The organism is Clostridium sp., assembly GCF_016650035.1.
In the GTDB taxonomy this organism is placed as follows: domain Bacteria; phylum Bacillota; class Clostridia; order Clostridiales; family Clostridiaceae; genus Clostridium_AD.
In genome coordinates this window covers 13,731-35,594 of record NZ_JAENWM010000037.1, presented here as the reverse complement: position 1 = coordinate 35,594, position 21,864 = coordinate 13,731, and the positions used below count along the sequence as shown (strand labels likewise).

Sequence of the window (21,864 nt, the reverse complement as noted above, 5' to 3'; positions counted from 1 at the left end):
CAAGTCGTTAGGAGCTTTTGTCATAGAAATAATGTGCTTATCAAAAAAGCAATTAATAACTAGATAATTATTAGTATTATAGTTATAATTTGACTTAGGAATGCAGTTATATAAAGCTATATTTTGACGCACTACACTATAATTAGAAGTTCAAAAAATTAAAGTTATAGGAAAATGGTTATATGACGTCCTAGTATAAAGGCACGACATACTATTTTTTTAAAGGATTAGTAAACTAAATAAAAACTAAGGAGGACTATTATATGAAATGTCCATATTGTGATAAGGAGATGTTAAAAGGCGACATCTACGGAAGTAGAGTAGAATTAAAGTGGGTAGAAAAAGATGCACATAAGGGCATAATACATGCTTTAACTAGGAGTGGGTGTCCTAAAATAGAAACTTACAAATGTATCTTTTGCAATAAGTTCATAAGTGACATTCCTGTTGATGGGCTTTAATAGTACGAATAGTTCGCACTTTTCTATACAAATTTATAGTTGCTGATATTCATGTCTAAAATAGAGGATTTACTGCAAATTAAAGTGTCCTCTAACAATTACTCTTATACTGAGTGAGTCTATAATATGAGGTCGCCAAAAGGGGGATACGTCATCCTAGTAAAATCCAGGAGGGAGTTAACAAAAACGACTTGGATTAAACAATTGTGGAGTCACATTGTTTGATAAAGAGGGAGCGGAAGTTATATTAAAAATAACAAAAGCATGGGCTGATTTATTTTCAAATGGTCCATCTACTTTAAACCTTACTGGCCCATATAGCTGGAACGCAGCTTATGGTGTAACACATGGCAATTATGCGAGAATTGATATAAATCGAGATGAACTTGTTAAGAAATTTAGAAAGCTACAATTATTTTCAGAAAAAGTTATATCTAACAAATATTTTATACTTCATCATGGTATGTAAATATCATAATATTTTCGTAGCTATAGACAATTTACCTAAATATTGAATAATGAAGTCGATTTGCAGTTTTCTAAACGGACGATACAAACAACTGTTAGATTTACTAAAGTAATGGAGTGATTCTGTGTTTTTTATATATTCTTCAGCTTCCCATTATTCTTACAACTAGAAGTTGGAAAAATGAATATTTAATTGATAATTTTAAGGAATATAAGAGATATTATAAAATCATATTTTATGAAAATGCCTCTCTGCTAAAGAATAAGGTCGAGATGTCGAACTTTTTAAAAACCCCCATCTGGAGTTCAGAGTGGTCTTTATTTTGGTTCAATATAACCTTTTTTATGTGGAATGATTTTTTGTTTGAAATTCTTATATTTAACACCAGAAGGTCATTTTCATAAGTATGGTTAAAATATATTCTACTTTAGAAATTTAAACTGATAAAATCCCATAGCTATATCTCTTAGATTAACAAGTAAAGTAATCCAAATAGCTATTTGCAATATTGTAATTATATTGATCTTTCTATTATTTTTTATTGTTACTTCATTTTTGGGTTTATTAATGGTGAATTTATAAACAAAATCAGGAAAATATTTTTCGAATAAATTCAATAAACTCAAACCTAAAAAAGTACCTAAAGTATTCAAAATAAGATCATTAATGTCTGAAGATCTAACTATAAAAATCTGAATAATTTCAATACCAAGCGATATACCAATGCCTACTAAAACTATATGTTTTATCTTTTTTTCTTTTCGAGAGAGTAATGCAGCACAAAATCCAAAGGGCATAAATATAAAAATATTTCCGAAAATATTTATAAACCCATGTACTCCAAATTCTATCATTCCTTTGAATGGAATAAAGTTTATATTTTTTATTGATTCATTAATATGTTGGGCAATATACTGTATATCAAAAAAATTTATACTTGTACCAAATGTTACTATTCCTATAAGGATTAATGAGTACATTAATGAAATAACCCCTACTTCTTTATAACTTGTTGTTTTAATCCCTAAATACTGACGTTTTTTTATTTCTAAAATTCTATGTATTATTACAAATGGTATTGAAATAATAAAAAATGGTGTTATCAAAATTAAATTACGAGTAATATACATCATTTATGAACCCCTCCTACCCACCTTAAATTTATATATATTTATATACTTTCTTACTTAAAAATTGTATCATAATTTTCCGTTATTTAAAACTTGTTTAAAATATGGTGATATACCCTTTTTTTTATGTGAGAGTTCGTGTTTAATGTAATAGGCGAACTTTAGCTATATTACTACGTTTGAAAAGTGACAACACTAAACTTACATGAAAAGCGAACTTTTGGTTGATAAAACGCGAACTTATCAAGTTCTTTTTTAGGCTTTCTTAACTGAGCGGTATTTTTTTATTCAAACAACTATTGAATAGGCAATTTAAATATGGAGATGCGGAAGTTTATAGAAACTTTTTGATATCAAAATTTAATTAATTGTTATATAGATAAAGGTAAATTAATTTTGCACCTTTTTTTGCCCCTTATAGTTTAAAACAAATAGGTATTACCTAAACTTAGTTAAAAAGTAAAAAGGCTATTTATAAGGGTTCGGAGGTTATCTAAACTTAATAAAAACGGCTTCTTCCGAATCTGAAGTTCGTGGGTTCGACTTATGTACGACGCACCATAGAAACCTAGTAACCGTTACTTCCTTTTGGGTATATTAATAGAATACAGCTCCATAATTTTCTCTAATAAGCCAATATAATTTTATACATTTTAAAGTATTACAAATAGAGAGCAAAGTTAAAAATTTTAGTAAGTTATAAATAAGTTTAATCTAGTTGTTGCAAATATTGTTGCAAACTAATAAAAAAGACTGCATCACATAGCTCTTAAACTAAGTGATACAGTCTTTCCTTAATATACATGGTGCCGGAGGCGGGAATCGAACCCGCACGGTATTGCTACCACTGGATTTTGAGTCCAGCGCGTCTGCCAGTTCCACCACTTCGGCATGTCTGACAAAATTTATTTTACCATATATTAATAATTAATGCAATAGATATAGTATATTTCGTATATAAAGTTTGTTCTCAAAAAATTTGCTAGTTTTTAGCTCATACCATTGTTATATCACAGCATAAACTGTTATAATTGTTTAGTGATAAGGCAAAACTAAAGTAAAAGTAGAATTGCTAATATAGTGAATATAATTAATTGTGAAGTTGAAATTATTATTGATATAATATATTAAGTTGTAAAACTAGTAGAAAGAAGGGATTTACCATGTCTAAGGAAAGATTATTAATTTTGGATGGGCACAGTCTTATGTATAGAGCTTTTTATGCATTACCAGCCCTAACAAATTCAGATGGAATATATACTAATGCGGTTTATGGCTTTACGGGTATGCTTTTAAAGATGAAAGAGGAGTTTAAGCCAGATTATATCGTTACAACTTTTGATAGGAAGGCACCTACTTTTCGTCATGAAGAGTATAAGGACTATAAGGCGGGCCGAAAGAAAATGCCTGATGAGCTTAAAGGACAGTTTTCAATAGTTCGCGATCTTTTAGAGAAAATGGCTATAGATATTTTTGAGTTAGATGGATATGAAGCGGATGATTTAATAGGAACGTTATCTGTATTTGCAGAAGAACAAGGACTTGAAGTGTTTATAGTAACAGGAGATAGAGATGCACTTCAGCTTGCAACAGATAATGTTAAAATTGTAATAAACAAAAAAGGAATGTCTGAAAAAGAAATTTATGATAGAAAACGCATGATAGAGGACTACGGCGTAACCCCTACGGAATTTATAGACGTAAAGGGACTAATGGGGGATGCTTCGGATAATATACCAGGTGTACCAGGAATTGGTGAAAAAACGGCTTATAAGCTTATTAAAGAGTATAAGAGTATAGAAAATCTTCTAATGAATATTGATAAGCTTAGTGGTAAAAAACTTATAGAAAATTTAACAACTTATAGTGAACAGGCTATTTTCAGTAAGAAGTTAGCAACTATTATTACTTGCGTGCCTATGGAAATGGATTTAGAATCAATTAAATCAAAAGACAAATATGATGTTCGTGCTGTAAAAGATTTATTCTATAAATTACAATTTAAATCACTAATAGCTAAAATACCAGATGATGAGGATTCAATTGAGGAAGTTTTTTCTGCGGAGTTTAAAGTGGTGGATAAACTAGAAGCTTTTCTAGAACTTGTGGATAAAATTAAAGATACTGTTTATATAATATTTGAGATTAAAGACGCCAATGTGTTTTCTAAAATTAGCGTAAACAACATATACATTAATTATAATGAAGAAAATTATTGCATTGTGATCCAGGAGTTATTTAGTGAGGATAAAGAAAAAACTATAAGTTATTTAAAAATTATTCTTGAGAATAACGATATTAAAAAGGTGTGCCATTCCATTAAAAATACTTATACTGCTCTTAATAAAGAGGGTATTGTACTACGTGGAGTGAAATTCGATACTGAACTTGCAGCTTATTTGTTGGATTCAGCTAAAAGCGAGTACAGTTTAGAAACACTTATTGAGACTAACCTTAGAATTACTATCTCCGGGGAAGGCAATGAAAAGGGGATTAATAAAGTAGCGCTTTTAAAAAGGATTTATGATATATTAGAAAAGAAGATTGAAGAGTATGATATGGGAGAACTTCTATACACGGTAGAGCAACCACTAACCGAGGCTATATCATATATGGAAGCAGAAGGTTTTAAAATAGACAAGGATAAACTATCAGAATTAGGTAAAAAATTTGCCATAGATATAAATGAAATGGAAAGCACTATTTATGAACTATCTGGGGAAGAATTTAATATCAAATCTCCAAAACAACTAGGTAAAATATTATTTGAGAAATTAGATTTACCTGTTATAAAGAAAACAAAAACAGGATATTCAACTAATGCAGAGGTATTAGAGGCCTTAGCAGATAAACATCCTATTATTAAAGAAATCACTCGCTATAGAGGACTTACAAAGATTTTTTCTACTTACATAGAGGGTCTACAAGCAGTAATTGACACAGATTCTAGAGTGCATTCGAACTTTACTCAAACAGTTACAACAACTGGAAGACTGTCAAGTACTGAGCCTAATTTGCAAAACATTCCAATAAGAAATGAAATGGGTAGAGCAATAAGACGTGTGTTCATACCTCATAATGATCAGTGTGTTATTTTATCGGCGGATTATTCACAAATAGAGCTTAGGGTCCTTGCTCATATAGCCAGTGATGAAAATTTAACACAGGCTTTTATTAAACATGAGGATATTCATACAAAAACTGCCTCTGAGGTATTTAATGTGCCTATAGAAGAGGTTACATCCCAAATGAGAAGTAATGCTAAAGCTGTAAACTTTGGCATAGTATATGGTATTGGAGAATTTAGTTTAGCTAAGGATATAAATGTATCTAGAAAAGAAGCTAAAACCTATATAGAAACTTATTTTTCAAGATATCCAAATGTTAAAAAATATATGGAAGATATAGTAGTTGAAGCTGAGAAAAACAGTAGTGTTACTACAATTTTGAATAGAAGAAGATTTATATTTGAAATAAATTCTTCCAATAAAATTGTACAGTCTTTTGGAAAAAGACTTGCCATGAATACTCCTATTCAGGGTAGTGCGGCAGATATTATTAAACTGGCCATGGTGAATGTATTTCATAAATTAAAAGAAGAAGGATTAAAGAGTACACTAATTCTTCAAGTACACGATGAATTAATATTAAATGTGTATAAGGATGAGCTAAAACAGGTTGAGGATTTAGTAAAGCAGCAGATGGAAAATGTTATTAAACTTTCAGTTCCTCTAGAAGTAGAAATAAGCATAGGAGAAACTTGGTATGAGGCTAAGTAATTAAAAAATGGGGGTGGAAAATGCTAAAGGTTGGAATAACAGGTGGGATAGGTAGTGGAAAGAGCACTGTAACTAATATGATAAGAAATAAATGCTTTCCCATTGTTGATGCAGATATTGTAGCTAAAGAGGTTTTTATACTATACCCTGAGGTGCTTAGTCAAATTAAAGAGGAATTTGGGTATGAGTTTTTTAGCGAAAATGATAAACTTATGCGTAAAGAGTTTGGAAATTATATATTTAAGAGTGAAAAGCGAAGAAAAAAACTTGAAAATATAATGATGCCTTATATATTAAGTGAGATACATCTAAGGGTAAAGAAATACGAAGAAAATAATTGTGAATTGTGTTTTTTAGATGCACCTACTTTAATAGAAAATAACTTACATACTATTATGGACAAAACTATATTAGTGTGGGCAAGTAGGGAAGTTCAAATTCAAAGGGTTATGAGTAGAGATACTTTAAAAATAGATCAAGTAATAGATAGAATTAGAGCTCAAATGCCAATAGATGAAAAGAAGAAGTTTGCGGATTTTATTATTGATAATGAAGGAAGTCTTGAAAACACAAAGTTACAAGTAGATTTTATTATTACGAAGCTAGAAAGGTTAAATGTGAAAAGTTATGAAATTTAAAAAAGTTATAAAATTTTTATTCTTAATTTTCTTTATAGTTATATTGCTTAATATAAAAAGTATTTTTAAACATTTTTACTCAGTAAAATATGAAAACTATATAATAGTCTATTCACAAAGGTATGATGTAGACCCTCATTTAGCTGCAGCTGTGATTAGAACGGAAAGTGATTTTAAGAAGGATGCTGTTTCTCCTAGAGGTGCTTATGGACTTATGCAGATAATGCCTGAATCGGCAGTTTGGATTGCTGAGAGCATGAAATTAAAGGATTTTAATATGGAAAAATTAAATGACCCTGAAATTAATATTGCTATGGGATGTTGGTATTTAAATAATTTAAACAAAGAATTTGATGGTAATATCGATTTGGTTTTGGCAGCTTATAATGGTGGACGTGGAAATGTGCAAAAGTGGCTTAAGGATAGTGAATACTCAAAAGATGGGGTGACAATAGACAACATACCATTTGAAGAAACAGATAAATATGTGAAAAAGGTAAAAACGAATTATAATATTTATTTAAAGCTATATGATGATAAACTTCAGTAAATTGGATAAAAATTATTGACAGTTCACATAAAACTGATATATAATAAATCTTGTAGTTGTAAGGGCATATGACTATGAGATTAATTATCCTTTAGGTAAGTAACATTTGCGAGAGTGGCGGAATGGCAGACGCGCATGTTTAAGGGACATGTGGGAGACCGTACGGGTTCAAGTCCCGTCTTTCGCACCAAATATTTATATTATTAGAATGTTAAGAGTAGAAGTAGAAATACTTCTATTTTTTTTTGTTTTTAAAAAAAAACAGAAGAATCTATAAATAGTGAATTTTTAAAAGAAATTCGGGAAAACTAACATCTGAGAGAGGTGTTGTTTATGAAAAATAAAAAAAATAAACCTAATATAAAACAGATAAAATCATATGAAGAAAAAGGAAATAATCCGGTTACAATGAACGGTGATAGTAACATGAGAAAACCAGTAAGGGGATTAAAATAGAAGAGCTAAATAAATAGTGTTAAATAAAGTGGGTGTAATTACATCCACTTTATTTTTTTGTAAAATTATTATAAAAGTTAGTATCAAAACAGTGATTTCAGCATAAATTGGTAATGTATTAGTAATATGGTAAATAAGGAGGAAAATGATGAAGGTAGATTACAGAAATATTGAGGATATAGAGGATAAAGAAGATTATGAAATGGTCCCACTAGAATCTATGATGCAGGGATTTGATCAAATGGGTATGGACCCATGGATGGGAATGGGACAATTTAATAACGAGGGTATGTTTATGAATGGTTCGAGTCCGATGGGCATGCCATATGAAGATGTAGATATGAGTGGTTATGAGGATTATGGATTAAGTGAACAAAACATGTATGGAGATAGAAAACCTTATGACCAGGGATATAATCAGTATAATCCTAAACACAATGACGTTGATTCCATTGTAAGAAAGATTGAGAGATATAATCCTGGAATATTTAGAATGCTTACTAGGTGTGGAATACCTTATACAAGAGCTGTGGGGTTAGTTAGAAGAATTGTTAGGCTTACATTTATGTATAGAGATGATTAAATCCTGATAGGTAGTATTTAACATAAAATCATAAAATCAATTAATTATAAAATAATCCTGTAAAAATTTATAGGATTATTTTTTATTATGTTTTAATAATTTAAAATTGAATTTTAATAATATAACTTTTTTATTGAAGGAAATTTGAAAGTAACGTAGAATTTAATTATTCAAGACATGTAAAATCGAAGAGGTGTAATATGTTTAATATAGATATTGTGTCCCATGATGTTAGCATCGTTAATGTAGAAAAGGAAGATATCTTCAAAATTGAAAAATGGATTAATAATCAACGAGTTCTTAACATAGCTGCTAAGAAGAATTACGGTATTGTGGAATTCTATGAAAGATATTTAGAGTATTACGTCAGCGAGGGTGAGTATTTTCTTAAAGTTTTATTTGGAAGTGAACTTATAGGTATTATAAAAGGTAGAATAGAATTTAAAAACCCAAATGAAGTCTGGATTATGTGTTATTTATTAGAATATGAATTATATAGTACGGATATTGCTACATCAATTATTAATAAGTTTTTAACACATTTATATGAAAATTATGGAATGCGCAATTTTTATACTTTTGTTTCGGTTAACAATAAAGAGATGCTGGAATTATGGGAAAATAATGATTTTGAGATAAGTAGAGTAACAAATAATTTTTTAGAAGTAGATGGTAAAGATAAGGATATTTTAATTTTGAAAAAAACGATCCGATAGGAATAATATATTTTCTTTTCTTATTCTAAAATCAACTTTTAATTAATAATATTTTAAATAAGGCAGGTGAAAAAAAGAAAGCCTTAAGATATATAAGTTAGGGGATGTTTAAGTGAGATATACTAGATATAATTATAAACCACCTAGGAAAAGTAGTAATTTTATGATCGGAATTATCTTAACAGTAATAATAGCTATTGCTCTAGGTACGCTTATTTCAAAAGTATTACCCAAAAATACTAGTGGCAATAGTGTTGCTGATGATAAAACTAAAATAAATTCAGAAAATAAGGTAACCCCAAATAAAGAGGGCACAGATGCTACAAAGGTTAATTCTGAAATAAGTAATAGTGATTATATAGCAATACAATGTGGTGCTTTTGGAGATATGGAAAAAGCTTTAGATTTGAAAAATAGTTTGATGAGGTTTGGTACACCATTTATTGTTGAAGAAGATAAAGTTAATAAAGTATTGTTTGGTATTTATCCAACTGATTCTATTGATAGTATTACAAAGGTACTTACAGAAAACAAAATAGATTATTTTAAAGTTAAACTGGGACTTACTGCAAAGGATTCAACAAGTGCACAAACTAATGAAATGGTAAGTGCAAACATTAGAATATTAAATAAGGTCTCAGAAAAAGATACTAGTGGATATACGACTGAGGAACTTAAAAAATGGCTCCTTTCTTTAGAGGGTGCTGATGAAAAAAGTGAAAATTATAAGGATATGACTGTAATAAAAGCATATTTAACTGCCTTGCCTGAGGAGATTAAAAAGGAAAAAACGGAGGAAGGGTATATATATATTTATAAATTTATTAAAAAATTACTTACAGTCTAGATAAAACACAAATGGATTATTTTAATTCATTTGTGTTTTTTTAGTCTTATTTATTGATAAATACCTTCTATATTAACGAAGTGTAATTATAAACATTTCTTGAATAATGGTTTATACACTTGTTTATAGTCCTATTCAATGTTAAAATGTATAAGATATATAAGTAAAGTGGGGGATGTAATTTGAAAAGTTCAGAAAAGAAAAATTCATATTTTATTTTTTTTATGCTGATAGGGGCTATTTGTGGAAGTTTAATAGGTGAACTATTGGGCGAGAATATAAATGCACTGGGTTTTTTGGAGAATACATATACCATAGGAATGAGTACGCCAATGCTTATAGATCTTAAAGTGTTATCAGTAACTTTCGGTTTGAATTTTAATGTTAACATTATGTCTATTATAGGCATCGTTTTGGCAATAATACTATATAAAAAATATTAGGAGTGATGTAGTGAATATTATTTTAGCTTCTGCGTCAGAACGTAGAGCGGAACTTTTAAAAAAAATAACAAGTAATTTCAAGATAAAAGCAAGTGAATTTGAGGAAAGCGACATACCTTTTTCAGGTAGTTGTGGAGACTATGTTATGGCACTTGCAAGAGGAAAGGCTATGGATATAACAAGCTCTGTGAAAAAACCAGCTGCTATAATAGGGTGTGATACTGTAGTTTACTTTAAGGGTGAAGTGCTCGGAAAGCCTAAAGATAGTGAGGAAGCTTTTAAAATGCTCACTGCTTTAAGTGGCAATATACACGAGGTATATTCAGGAATTGCAGTAATAAATACTGAAACTCAAGAGATTTCTACTGAGTATGTTTGTACACAAGTTAAATTTTCAAAACTAACTGAGCAAGAAATAAACAATTACATAGAAACAGAAGAGCCTTTTGATAAAGCCGGAGCTTACGGAATACAAGGAGCAGCATCTTTATTTGTTGAAGAGATAAAGGGTTGTTATTATAATGTGGTGGGGTTACCGGTAAATAAATTGTACTATATGTTAAGGGAGATGGGGGTCAATCTATAAAGGAGTTGTTTTATGGGTATGACTTATAAAATTATGGATTTACCTCAAAATGAAAGACCGAGGGAGAAGTTATTAAGATACGGTGCTGAAACATTATCCAACAATGAACTATTAGCCATAATACTTAGAACAGGATCTAAACAAGAAAATATTTTAAACCTTTGTGGTAGATTAATATCTGAGTGTGGTGGACTAAATGGACTTTTAAGCTCAAGTGCAGAAGAATTTATGAGCTTAAAGGGTATTGGAGAAGCTAAAGCAACGCAACTTTTAGCGCTTACTGAAATTTCCAAAAGATTTAAAAGTTTTAAATCTGGAGAAGAGTATAAAATTACTTCGCCAAAAGATATTGCACAGTATCTTATGGAGGAAATGAGATATTTAAAAAAAGAATATCTTAAATTAATTATGCTAAACACAAAAAATATCATTATAAGTATAAAAGATATTTCAATTGGAAATTTAAACACTTCAATAGTTCATCCAAGAGAAGTTTTTTATGAGGCTATCAAAAAGTGTAGTGCATCTGTGGTCATTTGCCACAATCATCCTTCAGGAGATCCAACACCTAGTAAGGAAGATATAAGCATTACTGCAAGGCTTAAAGAATGTGGAAAGCTACTAGGCATAGAAGTGCTTGATCATATAATTATTGGAAATGGAACGTATATTAGTTTAAAAGAAAAAGGATTGCTTTAGATACGAAAGGAGAAATTTTAATGGGGATATTTGGAACGTCTCGTGATATGGGAATAGATTTAGGAACAGCAAATACATTGGTTTATCTTAAGGGCAAAGGAATTGTATTAAGAGAACCTTCTGTTGTAGCTATAAATAAAGATACTAATAAGATTTTAGCAGTTGGTGAAGAAGCTAAACAGATGATAGGTAGAACACCAGGCAACATTGTTGCCATTAGGCCTATGAGGGATGGAGTAATTGCGGATTTTAATGTTACTGAAAAAATGCTTAGGCACTTTATTAATAAAGTTACTTCAAAAGGTTTTACAAGCCCAAGAATTGTAGTTGGGTTCCCGTCTGGTGTAACAGAAGTTGAAAAGAGAGCAATAGAGGAAGCGACTAAAAGAGCAGGAGCAAGGGAAGCGTATTTAATGGAAGAGCCAATGGCAGCAGCTATTGGAGCTGGACTTCCTGTGAATGAACCCACTGGAAGCATGATAGTGGATATTGGAGGTGGAACTACTGAGGTTGCAATAATTTCATTAGGTGGTATCGTAACAAGCAAGTCTTTAAGAATTGCAGGTGATGAGCTTGATCAGTCAATAATAGCCTTTATTAAGAAACAGTACAATCTTATGATAGGAGAGAGAACTGCAGAAAACATTAAAATGGAGCTTGGATCAGTATTTCCATCAGAAGATGATGAAATGAACATGGGAATTACAGGTAGAGATCTAATATCGGGGTTACCAAAACTTATAGAAATAACCCAAAAGGAAATAAGGGAAGCCCTCAGTGAACCAGTTCAAGCAATAATTGAGGCAATAATTACAACCCTAGAAAAAACCCCACCAGAACTAGCTTCGGATATAATGGATAAAGGAATTATGTTGACTGGCGGTGGCGCACTTCTAAAAGGAATAGATGCACTTATAAACAGTGAAACACATATGCCTGTACATATAGCCGAAAATCCATTGGACTGTGTTGCTATAGGAGCAGGTAAGGCTCTCGATAATATAGATGTTATGAGTAAAAGAAGATAAATATGGGATTTATGAAGAATAAACTGGCGGTAGTTATTATAATACTGTCAGTTACATTTTTATTTTTAATAGGATATAGTGCTAATCGAGAAAAAATGTCCGTGGTTGAGAATGGGTTAGGGGTAACTATAAATTCAGTTCAGGGTGTATTTTTTAATGGTTTTTATAAAATAAAAGGTACTTTCAAATTTATAACAAACTTCTCAGATGTTAAGAAGGAAAATGAAGAACTTAGGAAAACTAATAGTGAGTTACAAACAAAAGCCTTAGAATATGATACTGCGTTAAAAGAGAATGAAAGATTTAGAAAAATTTATGACTTTTCACAACCAAGAAATGAATATACGTACATAGGTGCTGACATAAATGGATTAAGTGGAAGTAGTTTTTCAGATGGTTTTTATATAAATAAGGGTACAGATAAAGGTATAAAAAAAGGAATGATAGCTATGACTGGAGATGGCCTTGTAGGTCAGGTTACATCTGTAGCTAGTAATTGGGCTATAGTTCAAACCTTAGCTAATGAAAACATAGGTGTGGCAGCTCTTATTCATGGACCAGGCGATAATAATGGTATGGTTAGAGGATATAAAGATGAAAATGGTAAATCACTTGCAGAAATACAGCGTATTTCTATAGATTCGGATATAAAAAAAGGTGATATAATAGTGACATCGGGTCTTGGTGAATTTTATCCGGCTGGAATTAGAATAGGAAATGTTCTAAGTGTTTATGAAGATAAAGGTGCAGTAATGAAAACTGCCATAATACAACCATACGTGGACTTTTCAAAAATCCAAGAGGTTTTTATTGTGGTACCCCAAGAAGACAGTACAGGGGAAATAAACTATTAGGAGTTGTAATATGAAGAGGATATTAACATTAGTATTTTTATGTATTCTATTCCTAATATTAGATAATACTTTGATGCCTTTACTTAAGATATACGGTGCGTTTCCAAGTCTGCTATTTACTTTTGCACTGTGTTATTCTATTGTTAGTTCTCCAAAAGATGCAGTGATAATTGGAGTTTTTACTGGCGCACTGCAGGATTTGTATTTTTTTAATGGGTTTGGAATTAATATGCTCTGCAATATGATTGTGTGTGTTGTTGCTGCAAACATAGGTAAAAATATATTTATTGAAAAATCATTTCTTCCAATACTATCATCTTTTTTATTAAGTTTACTTAAAGGAATAATAGTATTTTCTCTGTTATTCGTACTAAAACAATATACAAGTGTAGGGATAATATTATATCAAGCTTTATGTAATTTAATAGCTTGTATTTTTATGTATAAATTTACGTATAAACTTTCTCGAAAAGAACATATGAAGAAAGAGTGGAGATTTTGATATAGCTCTTGTAAAGGATGATTTAACAAGTTTTTAAAGGGTTGGTGGAATAGTGAGGACGAAAATAAGTGGAATGTTGAGGGAGAAAAATAAAGAGAAAAACCAATTTTCTAGATTTAATGCACTGGTAATAATTATGCTTATAATTTTTACAGCGATTATATCAAAGTTAGTGAATATACAGGTGGTTAATGGTGAGGGATATAGAGAAACTGCAAATCAAAAAGATAACAAGATAATATCAACACCAGCTCCCAGAGGTGAAATAATTGATAGAAACGGTACTATACTTGCTACGAGTGAGACAAGTTCTATATTAACATTTACAAATACGGATGAGAGTGAAGAAGTTTTTTTTACCACTATGGATAAGGTATTTAAAATTCTTGATGATAAAAGTATTGATGATGATAAGAAGAAGGCTATTCAAGTAGATGAGTTTTTACTTAAAGTGAACACCAGTGATGATAAAAAATATACGGAGTACAGTTTTGATTTTAAGACTCAAGACAAGCCATCACAAGATTGGACAGAACTTAGATTTAAAAAAGATAGAGGCTTTGATACTGACGTTATTACGGAGTTATACGGTGACAAAAGGATAGATGACTTAAGCGATGATGAACTCAAAAAAGTTGATGCAAAGCTTTTAGAAATCACCCCTGAAGAAGTCTTTAATGAGTTAATAGTGCAGTATAAAATAGCTGAAATTAACGGTTTTGAAAGCAAAAGTAAAGAAGAGCTTCGTAGGTATATGTTAGTTAAGGATTCTTTGTGGATGCAGAGCTTTTCAGGATATAAGCCTGTAATTATTGCTAATAATTTTTCTCGAGAACGTTCCTTTATTTTTGAACAAATGCAATCTGAAATTCCAGGTATCAGTGTCTTAACTCAACCAATTAGAGTTTATCCTAATAAGGACTTAGGCTCTGCTTTTCTAGGTTATATTTCAAAAATAAATACTTGGAATAAAGATAAATATGAGGAAAAAGGCTATGATATAAGCACGGATTATATAGGTGCTGCAGGAATTGAAGCGAGTTTTGAAGATGTTTTAAGAGGAACTAAAGGCCAAGAAAGTATTTCAGTTAATAAACAAGGACGTAAAGTTAAATCACTTGGTAAGATTGAAACTTATCCTGGGCAAACAATACAGCTTAATATAGATGTAGATATGCAATATGCTGCAGAGAAGTCTTTAGATGCTGTAATGCTGGACTTACAGAAACAAGGGAAAGTTAAAGATGTAAATACAACAAATGCAAACAGAGGCGCGGTAGTGGTTCTGGATGTTAATACAGGTAAGGTATTAGCCTTAGCAAGCAGACCCGGTTATGATCCTAATATGTTTGCAGTGCCTGGAAGGTTAACGAGTGAGTTATATAATTCGTATTTAAACCCAGATATAGAGAAATTGGGATTAGAATATATCCGAAAACGAGGGTTAACAAAATTAGAAGGTGTTTTAACTTATAAAGATATTGAGGAAAAAACAGAAACAGAAAAAGAACAAATAATACTTGATTATATGTTTCCTATAGATAAAAATATAGAAGGTAATACTACAATCCGGAGGGATAACAACGATATTTTTCCAAAACCAACTTTTAATAATGCAACTAAATCTCTAATACCTCCTGGTTCCATTTTTAAGCCACTAACAGCTATTGCGGGACTAGAAGAAGGCGTTATAAACGAGACTACTAAAGTGCTAGATGGCGGTGGTGTTCTTCATGGCTACTACAATAAACGTTATCCTGACGTTACTTCAGCTTGTTGGAGATTTAATGATAGTAATTTTGGGCATGGACTTATAGATGTTAAAGAGGCACTAAAAGTATCTTGTAATTATTTCTTTTATGAGGTAGCAGATTTACTTTTTGCAAAGGGTGGAGAGAATAAAAATGGGCTAGATTTAATAGCAAAATATGCATGGAAATTTGGTCTTGGTGTAGATTCTAGTGGTGATAAAAAACCTTATACAGGTATAGAGATACCAGAAAGCTTTGGGCAGGTATACAATTATGAATCTAGTAGAGAAATATTATCTAATATTTATATAAGTAATATGATAAATTACTTACAAGAGGGAACAAATCGAGTTCAAGGTAAATATAAGCCACTGGATATGATGCCACAAAAGGAAAGCGGAAGTAAGAAGGAAATTGATGAAATCAAAAAAGCAAATGAACAAAACAAAGTATTTCTTGCCTATGCTAAAGCAGAAATGAAAAAGCTTGATGGTGAATATGATTCCACTAATAACTTAAAAAAACTTATTGAAGCTTCGGAGGTATTAAAAAATAATAAGTATACGGTAAAAGATATAGAAGATATGGCAGCAGTGGTAAATGGTGAAATAAATAATTGTAGGAATGAAATTTCTTCTGCTGCTAATGCATATAATGCAGCTATAGGTCAAGGGTTTAATGTTTTTACACCGCTACAGTTAGCCAATTATGTGGCAACTATGGTGAATGGCGGAAATAGATATGAAACGCACTTGGTTGATAAATTTTTAGATCCAGATGGAAATGTAATTAAAGAAATTGAGCCTGTAGTTTTAGAAAAAACTGGAGTAAGTGATAAAACCATTAAACTAATCAAAGAAGGTATGCTAGAAGTTACTAGTAATAAAGGAGGTACAGCGTATTCAGTTTTTGGAGATTTCCCTATACTAAGTGGAGGTAAAACAGGTTCAGCTACTTTTAATGATACAATACAATCTGCACTAGGAAGGACGTCCTATGGTTATTATATAGGATTTGCGCCTTATGATAAACCTGAAATAGCTGTTTGTGCCGTGGTTTTCGATGGAGGTCATGGTGCATATGTTGCACCAATTGCAAAAGCAGTTTATGAGCAATATTTTAAAGATGCAATACTAAAAAAAGATCCTGAATATAAATTTCAGGTTGATCCAAAGGAGAAAACTGCTAATATAGAAATTAATAAGGATTCAGGTGGACTGTCTCCTGATTAGTAGAAAATAACTGTGACTTATTTAATTATGTAAAAACTTCAAATAACTCTGGCGGATCTATTTGTCAGAGTTTATTTGATCTTTAATCATAAAAAAACATGGATTTTATTGTCGTAAAAATTAAAAACACACATATAAAATAAAAAAAATATATTTATATTGAAATTAAGAAGGAATTTAATGATATTATGTTGAAATAATAGTTTAAGTTGAATTATGATGTGCGCCACATAGGAGAGCTAGGAGGTAAAAATTATGGTTACAGATAAGATAATAATTAAGGGCAATAAAGAGGGATTAAATGTAGTTATAAATATGAATCATTTCAATGATTTTGATGATATGTTAGAATCTTTGATTGAAAAGCTTTCAAAAGGTAAAAAGTTTTATAGGGGTAGCACTATAAAAATTACAACGGAACTTAAATACATAAATGAAAGGGAAAGTAGAAAATTAAAGGAAATATTATTCGATGAGTTTTTAATTAGTGATTGTATTTTTCAAGACCAAGAGGAATCTATCCCTAAAGTGTTTAATGGTATATATGAAGGAAAAACTAAGTTTCTTAGAAAAACAATAAGAAGTGGACAAAGTATAAATTACCCAGGTAATATAGTTATAGTTGGAGATGTAAATCCAGGAGCCGAAATATATGCAGCTGGAAATATAATTGTTATTGGTAATTTAAGGGGAGTTGTTCATGCAGGTACTAATGGTAATGAAAAAGCTATAATTGCGGCATTTAAATTGGAACCTCAAATACTCCAGATTGGAAACATTGTCACAAGGTCCCCTGAAGACAACCTTAAACCTTTATATCCTGAGGTTGCAAAAATTAAAAACGGCAGTATTATTGTAGAACCATATTTAGAGAATAAATATATTTAATGGAGGGAATGAACATGGGAGAAGCTATAGTTATAACATCAGGCAAAGGTGGTGTTGGTAAAACAACTACCACGGCGAATATAGGGACAGCGCTTGCATCTATGGATAAAAAGGTAGTAGTTATTGATGGGGATACAGGCCTTAGAAACCTTGATGTGCTAATGGGACTTGAGAACAGGGTAGTATTTACATTAGTAGATGTTATTGAAAAAAGATGTAGGTTAAAGCAAGCACTAATAAAAGATAAAAGGTTTAGTAATTTATATTTAATGCCTACGGCTCAAACAAGAGACAAAAATGACATTAATATAAAAGATATGCTACTGGTAGTAAATGAACTTAAAGAAGAATTTGATTACGTTATTATAGATTGTCCTGCTGGAATAGAACAAGGTTTTGAGAATGCTATAGTAGGGGCTGATAGAGCTATTATTGTTGTCAATCCAGAATTAACTTCAGTTAGAGATGCAGATAGAGTAATTGGGAAATTAGATTCTAAAGGTTTAGATAGACATGAGGTTATAATAAATAGAATAAACTATGAAATGACCAAAAGTGGAGATATGCTATCTGTGGACGATATTATAGAATGCCTAGCAATTAAATTAATAGGAATTGTTCCAGATGATAGGAAGGTTACCATTTCAACCAATAGGGGTGAGCCAATTGTATTAGATGAAAAGTCTTTGGCGGGACTCGCTTTTAAAAATATTGCTAAAAGAATAATGGGTGAGGAAGTATCTTACGCTACACTAGATGGTTCATCCTGTAGTGACACAGGATTCTTTGCTTCAATAAAAAAAATATTTAAAGGAATATAGGGGGGGACATTAATGAATTTATTTAAAATGTTTTCTAATAAGATTTTTTCGAAAGATATTGCTAGTGATAGATTAAAGTTAATTTTAATACATGATAGAGCAGATTTTTCACCGGATTTTTTGGAAATGATCAAAAGTGACATACTTAAGGTAATACAAAAGTACGCTGAAGTAGAAGCAGGAGAAATCGAAGTTAGACTTACAACAACAGAAGAATATGAAGGAAGTTCACCAGCATTAATTGCTAATATTCCTATTAAAAAAATTAAAAGATAAGCTATCTAAGCTATGTATAATTAATAAGTTATGCATAGCTTTTTTTTTGTAATATGATATAATCATATTTGAGATGGAGGTAGGGTATGCATGGATATTTTAAAGAATCTAAAACTTAATAAGAAACTTTTAAGAGAATTGAATTATGGTGCAATTATAATTGCAATTTGTATAGTTATTTTTGGATGCATAAATATTTATAGTGCGACGAATAAGAATAGTGGAAATCATTACGTTAAGATGCAAATTGCGTTTATGATATTAGGTCTTATTACAGTTTATTTTCTTTTAGTATTTGATTATATGTTAATGAAAAATTATGCGGTTATAATATATTGGGTAGGAATTTTACTGCTAATAATTGGAGATGTTTTTGGAAAGGTCACTAATGGCGCAAATTCTTGGATAAGATTTCATGGTGTGGGCATACAACCCTCAGAGTTTGCTAAAATTGGCATGATAATAATCATAGCAAAGAAATTAGATGATATGGAAGGGAAAATTAATGAACCTAAAAATTTAATAGAGTTAATATTTTATGCAGCGGTGCCGATGCTCCTTATTGTTATTCAACCAGATATGGGAATGACTATGGTTAGTTTTTTTATAGTGCTGGGGATATTTTTTTGTATAGGACTAGACTCTAAAGTGATAATTGGAGGAGTAACAACACTTTTACTAGTAATTGTAGGTGTATGGAATTCGTCAATTATAAAACCTTATTGGAAGGGAAGACTTACATCTTTCCTAAGTCCTGAGAAGGATCAAATAGGTTATGGACTTCAGCTTTATCAATCAAAACTTGCTCTGGGATCCGGTGGAATATTGGGTAGAGGGTTCACAAAAGGAATACAGTTTAAGTTTGTTCCAGAAAACCATACGGATTTTATTTTTGCGGTTTTGGGAGAAGAGTGGGGACTACTTGGTGCATTATTTTTACTTCTTTTATATGGTACACTAATATATCAATTGATAAAAATTGCAAAAAATGCTAAGGATATTTTTGGAACTGTAATATGTGTGGGATTTATTTCGAATTTATTGTTTTCAATAATGCAAAACATAGGCATGACCGTTGGTCTTATGCCAATTACAGGGATAACCTTACCATTTATGAGTTATGGTGGAAGTTCTCTTTTAACAAGTTTTATTGCACTAGGACTTGTATTAAATGTAGGTATGAGAAAGAAGAAAATAAACTTTTAAATTAATTGCAAGGAGTGATAAATATGAGAATAGCACTAATAGCACATGATAAAAAAAAAGATGAAATGATTGATTTCGCAAAACGTTATAAGGATATTTTAAAGCAACATGAGTTATATGGAACAGGAACAACAGGGAAATTAATAACTGAACAAGTGGGACTTCAGGTTACTAGGTTTTTGTCTGGACCCCTAGGAGGCGACCAGCAGATTGGAGCAAAGCTTGCACAAGGGGAACTGGATATGATAATTTTTTTAAGAGATCCACTTACGGCGCAACCTCATGAACCGGACATCTCAGCACTGCTTAGATTATGTGATGTACATTGTGTTCCACTTGCTACAAATTTAGGAACAGCAGAAGTACTTATGAGAAGTTTGAAAAATCGTGAATAATAATAGAATTTATGGAGCACTACTAAATAAGCAGTGAGCACTACTTATTTAGTAGTGCTTGTTTTGTTTTTAAAGGACTTACATATATTTTTTTCTTTAAATAAGTAATATAAATGAAAAAAAATAAATATATATAAATAATGAAATCATTGTATGAGGGGGAGGAAATGGGTAATTATAATACACAGTATCAAAGTTATTATAATAATTTAGCTAGAAAACAATGGGGTACAAATAAAATTTATGGTGATAGTAATAAAAACAGTAGAATGTCAAATTTTTTTATAAAGAGAATAACAAGAGAACTTATTGGCGTTTTAGTGCTGATTATTTTTGTGCTATTTTGCAAGACGGTAGTTACACCTAAAACTCAGTATGTTTATAATTACTCTAAAGAGGCTATAAGTAAACATTATGATTATAGTACATTAATAAATAGTGCTAAAGGCTTTAAATTTGAAGATATAGGTTCTATTACAGTGGATTTTATAGATAAGGTTAAAGGCACAATTTCTAGTGAACAGGAAATGATTAATTGATAAGAATAAGTAAGTTATTTATACCCTACATTATTTTATTAATAATACTAGGGTTTAAAGGTGAGATTATAATAGCTTTTTTGATGGTATTAATTCATGAATTAACGCATTACAAAACTGCTAGGATTTTAGGTTTTTCGGGATTTGATATAGAAATACTTCCTATAGGCGCTGTACTTAAGATGAAAGATTTAGATGAAGCAAGTCCTAAGGAGGATTTAATAATTTCACTATCAGGTCCACTATTAAACTTATTATTAGCAGTTATTTTTTATGTGTTATTTATATCTTATAATATAGAATTTTTTAATTTAATATATAGGACTAATTTAGCTATAGGGATTTTCAACCTTATACCAGCATTTCCACTAGATGGTGGGAGAGTGTTAAGAGACATATTATCTTTCAAAACTATATATAGAAAGGCTAATGAAATTTCTATTAGGGTAAGTATGGTACTTGGAAGCATTTTTATGTTTATATACTTTGTAAGTGTGGATTTAAATAAAAGTAATTTGAATTTGGGACTAATATCTTTATTTATATTAATATCTTCAATTAAAGAGAAAGAAAGGATAGTATATTTGATTATGGGCTATATTATAAAGAAGAAACACAGATTTATAAATAGAGGATATATAGAGAATAGAAGCATATCTGTTTTTTGCAATAAGGATTTATTATTGGTTCTTGGAATAATTGATAAAAATAAGTATAATATATTTACTGTATTAGATGAAAATATGAATGTACTAGAAATTTTGTACGAAGAAGAAATTCTTGAGGCAATAAAAACCTACGGTAATATAACTTTAAAAGATTACATTAGTTGTAAAAAAATAAAAAGTAAAATATTATAAGGCATCTTCAAAAAAAGACCCAGTCGTTATGTGAGTCTGTTTAAGGCTTACGGTTTACCACTGTTATTTTATTGAGGATGCCTAAAGTTATTTTTTGTTTTGAGATTTAACTTTCATGTGTTAAAATAATATAATGTAATAAACTTAGGGTAATA

General features: G+C 30.5%; 24 protein-coding genes and 2 tRNA genes. 24 read left to right on the top strand and 2 right to left on the bottom strand.

Annotated features, from left to right (window positions below; genetic code table 11):
* Nucleotides 1-263 precede the first annotated feature (263 nt).
* Complete coding sequence (locus tag JJD95_RS10500; protein ID WP_291642968.1) at nt 264-461, top strand: PF20097 family protein; 198 nt, start codon at nt 264-266, stop codon at nt 459-461.
* A 217-nt stretch (nt 462-678) separates the two neighbouring features.
* Nucleotides 679-930, top strand: coding sequence for a hypothetical protein (locus JJD95_RS10495; RefSeq protein ID WP_291642967.1), 252 nt, complete (start codon nt 679-681; stop codon nt 928-930).
* A gap of 422 nt (nt 931-1,352) precedes the next feature.
* Here JJD95_RS10495 and JJD95_RS10490 read toward each other — a convergent pair whose 3' ends face one another.
* Both JJD95_RS10490 and JJD95_RS10485 read right to left on the bottom strand, forming a co-directional pair.
* A complete protein-coding gene (locus JJD95_RS10490; RefSeq protein WP_291642966.1) occupies nt 1,353-2,063 on the bottom strand; it encodes a VanZ family protein in 711 nt (236 codons plus the stop codon).
* Between the two features lie 801 nt (nt 2,064-2,864).
* A tRNA-Leu gene (locus JJD95_RS10485) sits at nt 2,865-2,951 on the bottom strand.
* 272 nt (nt 2,952-3,223) lie between these two features.
* On the opposite strand from JJD95_RS10485, the gene polA reads away from it, so the two are divergent.
* From polA to JJD95_RS10375, 22 genes are all read left to right on the top strand, one after another.
* Nucleotides 3,224-5,839: a DNA polymerase I gene (gene polA / locus JJD95_RS10480; protein WP_291642965.1), complete on the top strand. Its 2,616-nt coding sequence runs from the start codon at nt 3,224-3,226 to the stop codon at nt 5,837-5,839.
* 20 nt (nt 5,840-5,859) lie between these two features.
* Nucleotides 5,860-6,477, top strand: a complete 618-nt coding sequence (gene coaE, locus JJD95_RS10475) for a dephospho-CoA kinase (RefSeq protein WP_291642964.1) — start codon at nt 5,860-5,862, stop codon at nt 6,475-6,477.
* Entirely contained in the window at nt 6,467-7,027 is a 561-nt protein-coding gene (locus JJD95_RS10470) for a lytic transglycosylase domain-containing protein (RefSeq protein WP_291642963.1), read from the top strand. The genes coaE and JJD95_RS10470 overlap by 11 nt, the downstream gene beginning before the upstream one ends.
* Before the next feature lie 108 nt (nt 7,028-7,135).
* A tRNA-Leu gene (locus tag JJD95_RS10465) sits at nt 7,136-7,217 on the top strand.
* 143 nt (nt 7,218-7,360) lie between these two features.
* Nucleotides 7,361-7,483: a hypothetical protein gene (locus JJD95_RS10460; RefSeq protein ID WP_291642962.1), complete on the top strand. Its 123-nt coding sequence runs from the start codon at nt 7,361-7,363 to the stop codon at nt 7,481-7,483.
* Between the two features lie 148 nt (nt 7,484-7,631).
* A complete protein-coding gene (locus tag JJD95_RS10455; RefSeq protein ID WP_291642961.1) occupies nt 7,632-8,066 on the top strand; it encodes a hypothetical protein in 435 nt (144 codons plus the stop codon).
* Between the two features lie 200 nt (nt 8,067-8,266).
* Nucleotides 8,267-8,782, top strand: coding sequence for a GNAT family N-acetyltransferase (locus tag JJD95_RS10450; protein ID WP_291642960.1), 516 nt, complete (start codon nt 8,267-8,269; stop codon nt 8,780-8,782).
* A 112-nt stretch (nt 8,783-8,894) separates the two neighbouring features.
* Complete coding sequence (locus JJD95_RS10445) at nt 8,895-9,629, top strand: hypothetical protein (RefSeq protein ID WP_291642959.1); 735 nt, start codon at nt 8,895-8,897, stop codon at nt 9,627-9,629.
* 224 nt (nt 9,630-9,853) lie between these two features.
* Nucleotides 9,854-10,072 (top strand): DUF4321 domain-containing protein, encoded by a 219-nt coding sequence (locus tag JJD95_RS10440; RefSeq protein ID WP_291642970.1) that lies wholly within the window; start codon nt 9,854-9,856, stop codon nt 10,070-10,072.
* Between the two features lie 10 nt (nt 10,073-10,082).
* Entirely contained in the window at nt 10,083-10,658 is a 576-nt protein-coding gene (locus tag JJD95_RS10435) for a Maf-like protein (protein WP_291642958.1), read from the top strand.
* Nucleotides 10,659-10,670: 12 nt separating this feature from the next.
* A complete protein-coding gene (gene radC / locus JJD95_RS10430; RefSeq protein ID WP_291642957.1) occupies nt 10,671-11,357 on the top strand; it encodes a DNA repair protein RadC in 687 nt (228 codons plus the stop codon).
* Nucleotides 11,358-11,377: 20 nt separating this feature from the next.
* Complete coding sequence (locus JJD95_RS10425) at nt 11,378-12,385, top strand: rod shape-determining protein (RefSeq protein ID WP_291642956.1); 1,008 nt, start codon at nt 11,378-11,380, stop codon at nt 12,383-12,385.
* A 2-nt stretch (nt 12,386-12,387) separates the two neighbouring features.
* Complete coding sequence (mreC, locus tag JJD95_RS10420; protein ID WP_291642955.1) at nt 12,388-13,239, top strand: rod shape-determining protein MreC; 852 nt, start codon at nt 12,388-12,390, stop codon at nt 13,237-13,239.
* A gap of 10 nt (nt 13,240-13,249) precedes the next feature.
* Nucleotides 13,250-13,741 carry a rod shape-determining protein MreD gene (gene mreD / locus JJD95_RS10415; RefSeq protein ID WP_291642954.1) on the top strand — a complete coding sequence of 164 codons (492 nt, stop codon included), beginning with the start codon at nt 13,250-13,252 and terminating at the stop codon, nt 13,739-13,741.
* A 52-nt stretch (nt 13,742-13,793) separates the two neighbouring features.
* Nucleotides 13,794-16,724, top strand: coding sequence for a penicillin-binding transpeptidase domain-containing protein (locus JJD95_RS10410; protein ID WP_291642953.1), 2,931 nt, complete (start codon nt 13,794-13,796; stop codon nt 16,722-16,724).
* Between the two features lie 255 nt (nt 16,725-16,979).
* A complete protein-coding gene (gene minC, locus JJD95_RS10405; RefSeq protein ID WP_291642952.1) occupies nt 16,980-17,612 on the top strand; it encodes a septum site-determining protein MinC in 633 nt (210 codons plus the stop codon).
* A 14-nt stretch (nt 17,613-17,626) separates the two neighbouring features.
* Entirely contained in the window at nt 17,627-18,433 is an 807-nt protein-coding gene (gene minD / locus JJD95_RS10400) for a septum site-determining protein MinD (protein WP_291642951.1), read from the top strand.
* 12 nt (nt 18,434-18,445) lie between these two features.
* Nucleotides 18,446-18,709: a cell division topological specificity factor MinE gene (gene minE / locus JJD95_RS10395; protein WP_291642950.1), complete on the top strand. Its 264-nt coding sequence runs from the start codon at nt 18,446-18,448 to the stop codon at nt 18,707-18,709.
* 90 nt (nt 18,710-18,799) lie between these two features.
* The gene (rodA, locus tag JJD95_RS10390) at nt 18,800-19,915 is read left to right on the top strand and encodes a rod shape-determining protein RodA (protein ID WP_291642949.1); all 1,116 of its coding nucleotides are present in this window, start codon (nt 18,800-18,802) and stop codon (nt 19,913-19,915) included.
* A 23-nt stretch (nt 19,916-19,938) separates the two neighbouring features.
* Entirely contained in the window at nt 19,939-20,310 is a 372-nt protein-coding gene (gene mgsA / locus JJD95_RS10385; RefSeq protein ID WP_291642948.1) for a methylglyoxal synthase, read from the top strand.
* 167 nt (nt 20,311-20,477) lie between these two features.
* Complete coding sequence (locus JJD95_RS10380; RefSeq protein ID WP_291642947.1) at nt 20,478-20,849, top strand: endopeptidase; 372 nt, start codon at nt 20,478-20,480, stop codon at nt 20,847-20,849.
* Entirely contained in the window at nt 20,846-21,709 is an 864-nt protein-coding gene (locus JJD95_RS10375; RefSeq protein WP_291642946.1) for a M50 family metallopeptidase, read from the top strand. The genes JJD95_RS10380 and JJD95_RS10375 overlap by 4 nt, the downstream gene beginning before the upstream one ends.
* The last annotated feature ends 155 nt before the right edge of the window (nt 21,710-21,864 follow it).

Excerpts from the sequence above, each read along its gene's own strand:
- JJD95_RS10500 (WP_291642968.1), top strand. The coding sequence starts at position 264 with ATGAAATGTCCATATTGTGATAAGGAGATGTTAAAAGGCGACATCTAC.
- JJD95_RS10490 (WP_291642966.1), bottom strand. The coding sequence starts at position 2,063 with ATGATGTATATTACTCGTAATTTAATTTTGATAACACCATTTTTTATT.
- polA (WP_291642965.1), top strand. The coding sequence starts at position 3,224 with ATGTCTAAGGAAAGATTATTAATTTTGGATGGGCACAGTCTTATGTAT.
- coaE (WP_291642964.1), top strand. The coding sequence starts at position 5,860 with ATGCTAAAGGTTGGAATAACAGGTGGGATAGGTAGTGGAAAGAGCACT.
- JJD95_RS10470 (WP_291642963.1), top strand. The coding sequence starts at position 6,467 with ATGAAATTTAAAAAAGTTATAAAATTTTTATTCTTAATTTTCTTTATA.
- JJD95_RS10460 (WP_291642962.1), top strand. The coding sequence starts at position 7,361 with ATGAAAAATAAAAAAAATAAACCTAATATAAAACAGATAAAATCATAT.
- JJD95_RS10455 (WP_291642961.1), top strand. The coding sequence starts at position 7,632 with ATGAAGGTAGATTACAGAAATATTGAGGATATAGAGGATAAAGAAGAT.
- JJD95_RS10450 (WP_291642960.1), top strand. The coding sequence starts at position 8,267 with ATGTTTAATATAGATATTGTGTCCCATGATGTTAGCATCGTTAATGTA.
- JJD95_RS10440 (WP_291642970.1), top strand. The coding sequence starts at position 9,854 with ATGCTGATAGGGGCTATTTGTGGAAGTTTAATAGGTGAACTATTGGGC.
- radC (WP_291642957.1), top strand. The coding sequence starts at position 10,671 with ATGGGTATGACTTATAAAATTATGGATTTACCTCAAAATGAAAGACCG.
- JJD95_RS10425 (WP_291642956.1), top strand. The coding sequence starts at position 11,378 with ATGGGGATATTTGGAACGTCTCGTGATATGGGAATAGATTTAGGAACA.
- mreC (WP_291642955.1), top strand. The coding sequence starts at position 12,388 with ATGGGATTTATGAAGAATAAACTGGCGGTAGTTATTATAATACTGTCA.
- mreD (WP_291642954.1), top strand. The coding sequence starts at position 13,250 with ATGAAGAGGATATTAACATTAGTATTTTTATGTATTCTATTCCTAATA.
- minC (WP_291642952.1), top strand. The coding sequence starts at position 16,980 with ATGGTTACAGATAAGATAATAATTAAGGGCAATAAAGAGGGATTAAAT.
- minD (WP_291642951.1), top strand. The coding sequence starts at position 17,627 with ATGGGAGAAGCTATAGTTATAACATCAGGCAAAGGTGGTGTTGGTAAA.
- minE (WP_291642950.1), top strand. The coding sequence starts at position 18,446 with ATGAATTTATTTAAAATGTTTTCTAATAAGATTTTTTCGAAAGATATT.
- rodA (WP_291642949.1), top strand. The coding sequence starts at position 18,800 with ATGGATATTTTAAAGAATCTAAAACTTAATAAGAAACTTTTAAGAGAA.
- mgsA (WP_291642948.1), top strand. The coding sequence starts at position 19,939 with ATGAGAATAGCACTAATAGCACATGATAAAAAAAAAGATGAAATGATT.
- JJD95_RS10380 (WP_291642947.1), top strand. The coding sequence starts at position 20,478 with ATGGGTAATTATAATACACAGTATCAAAGTTATTATAATAATTTAGCT.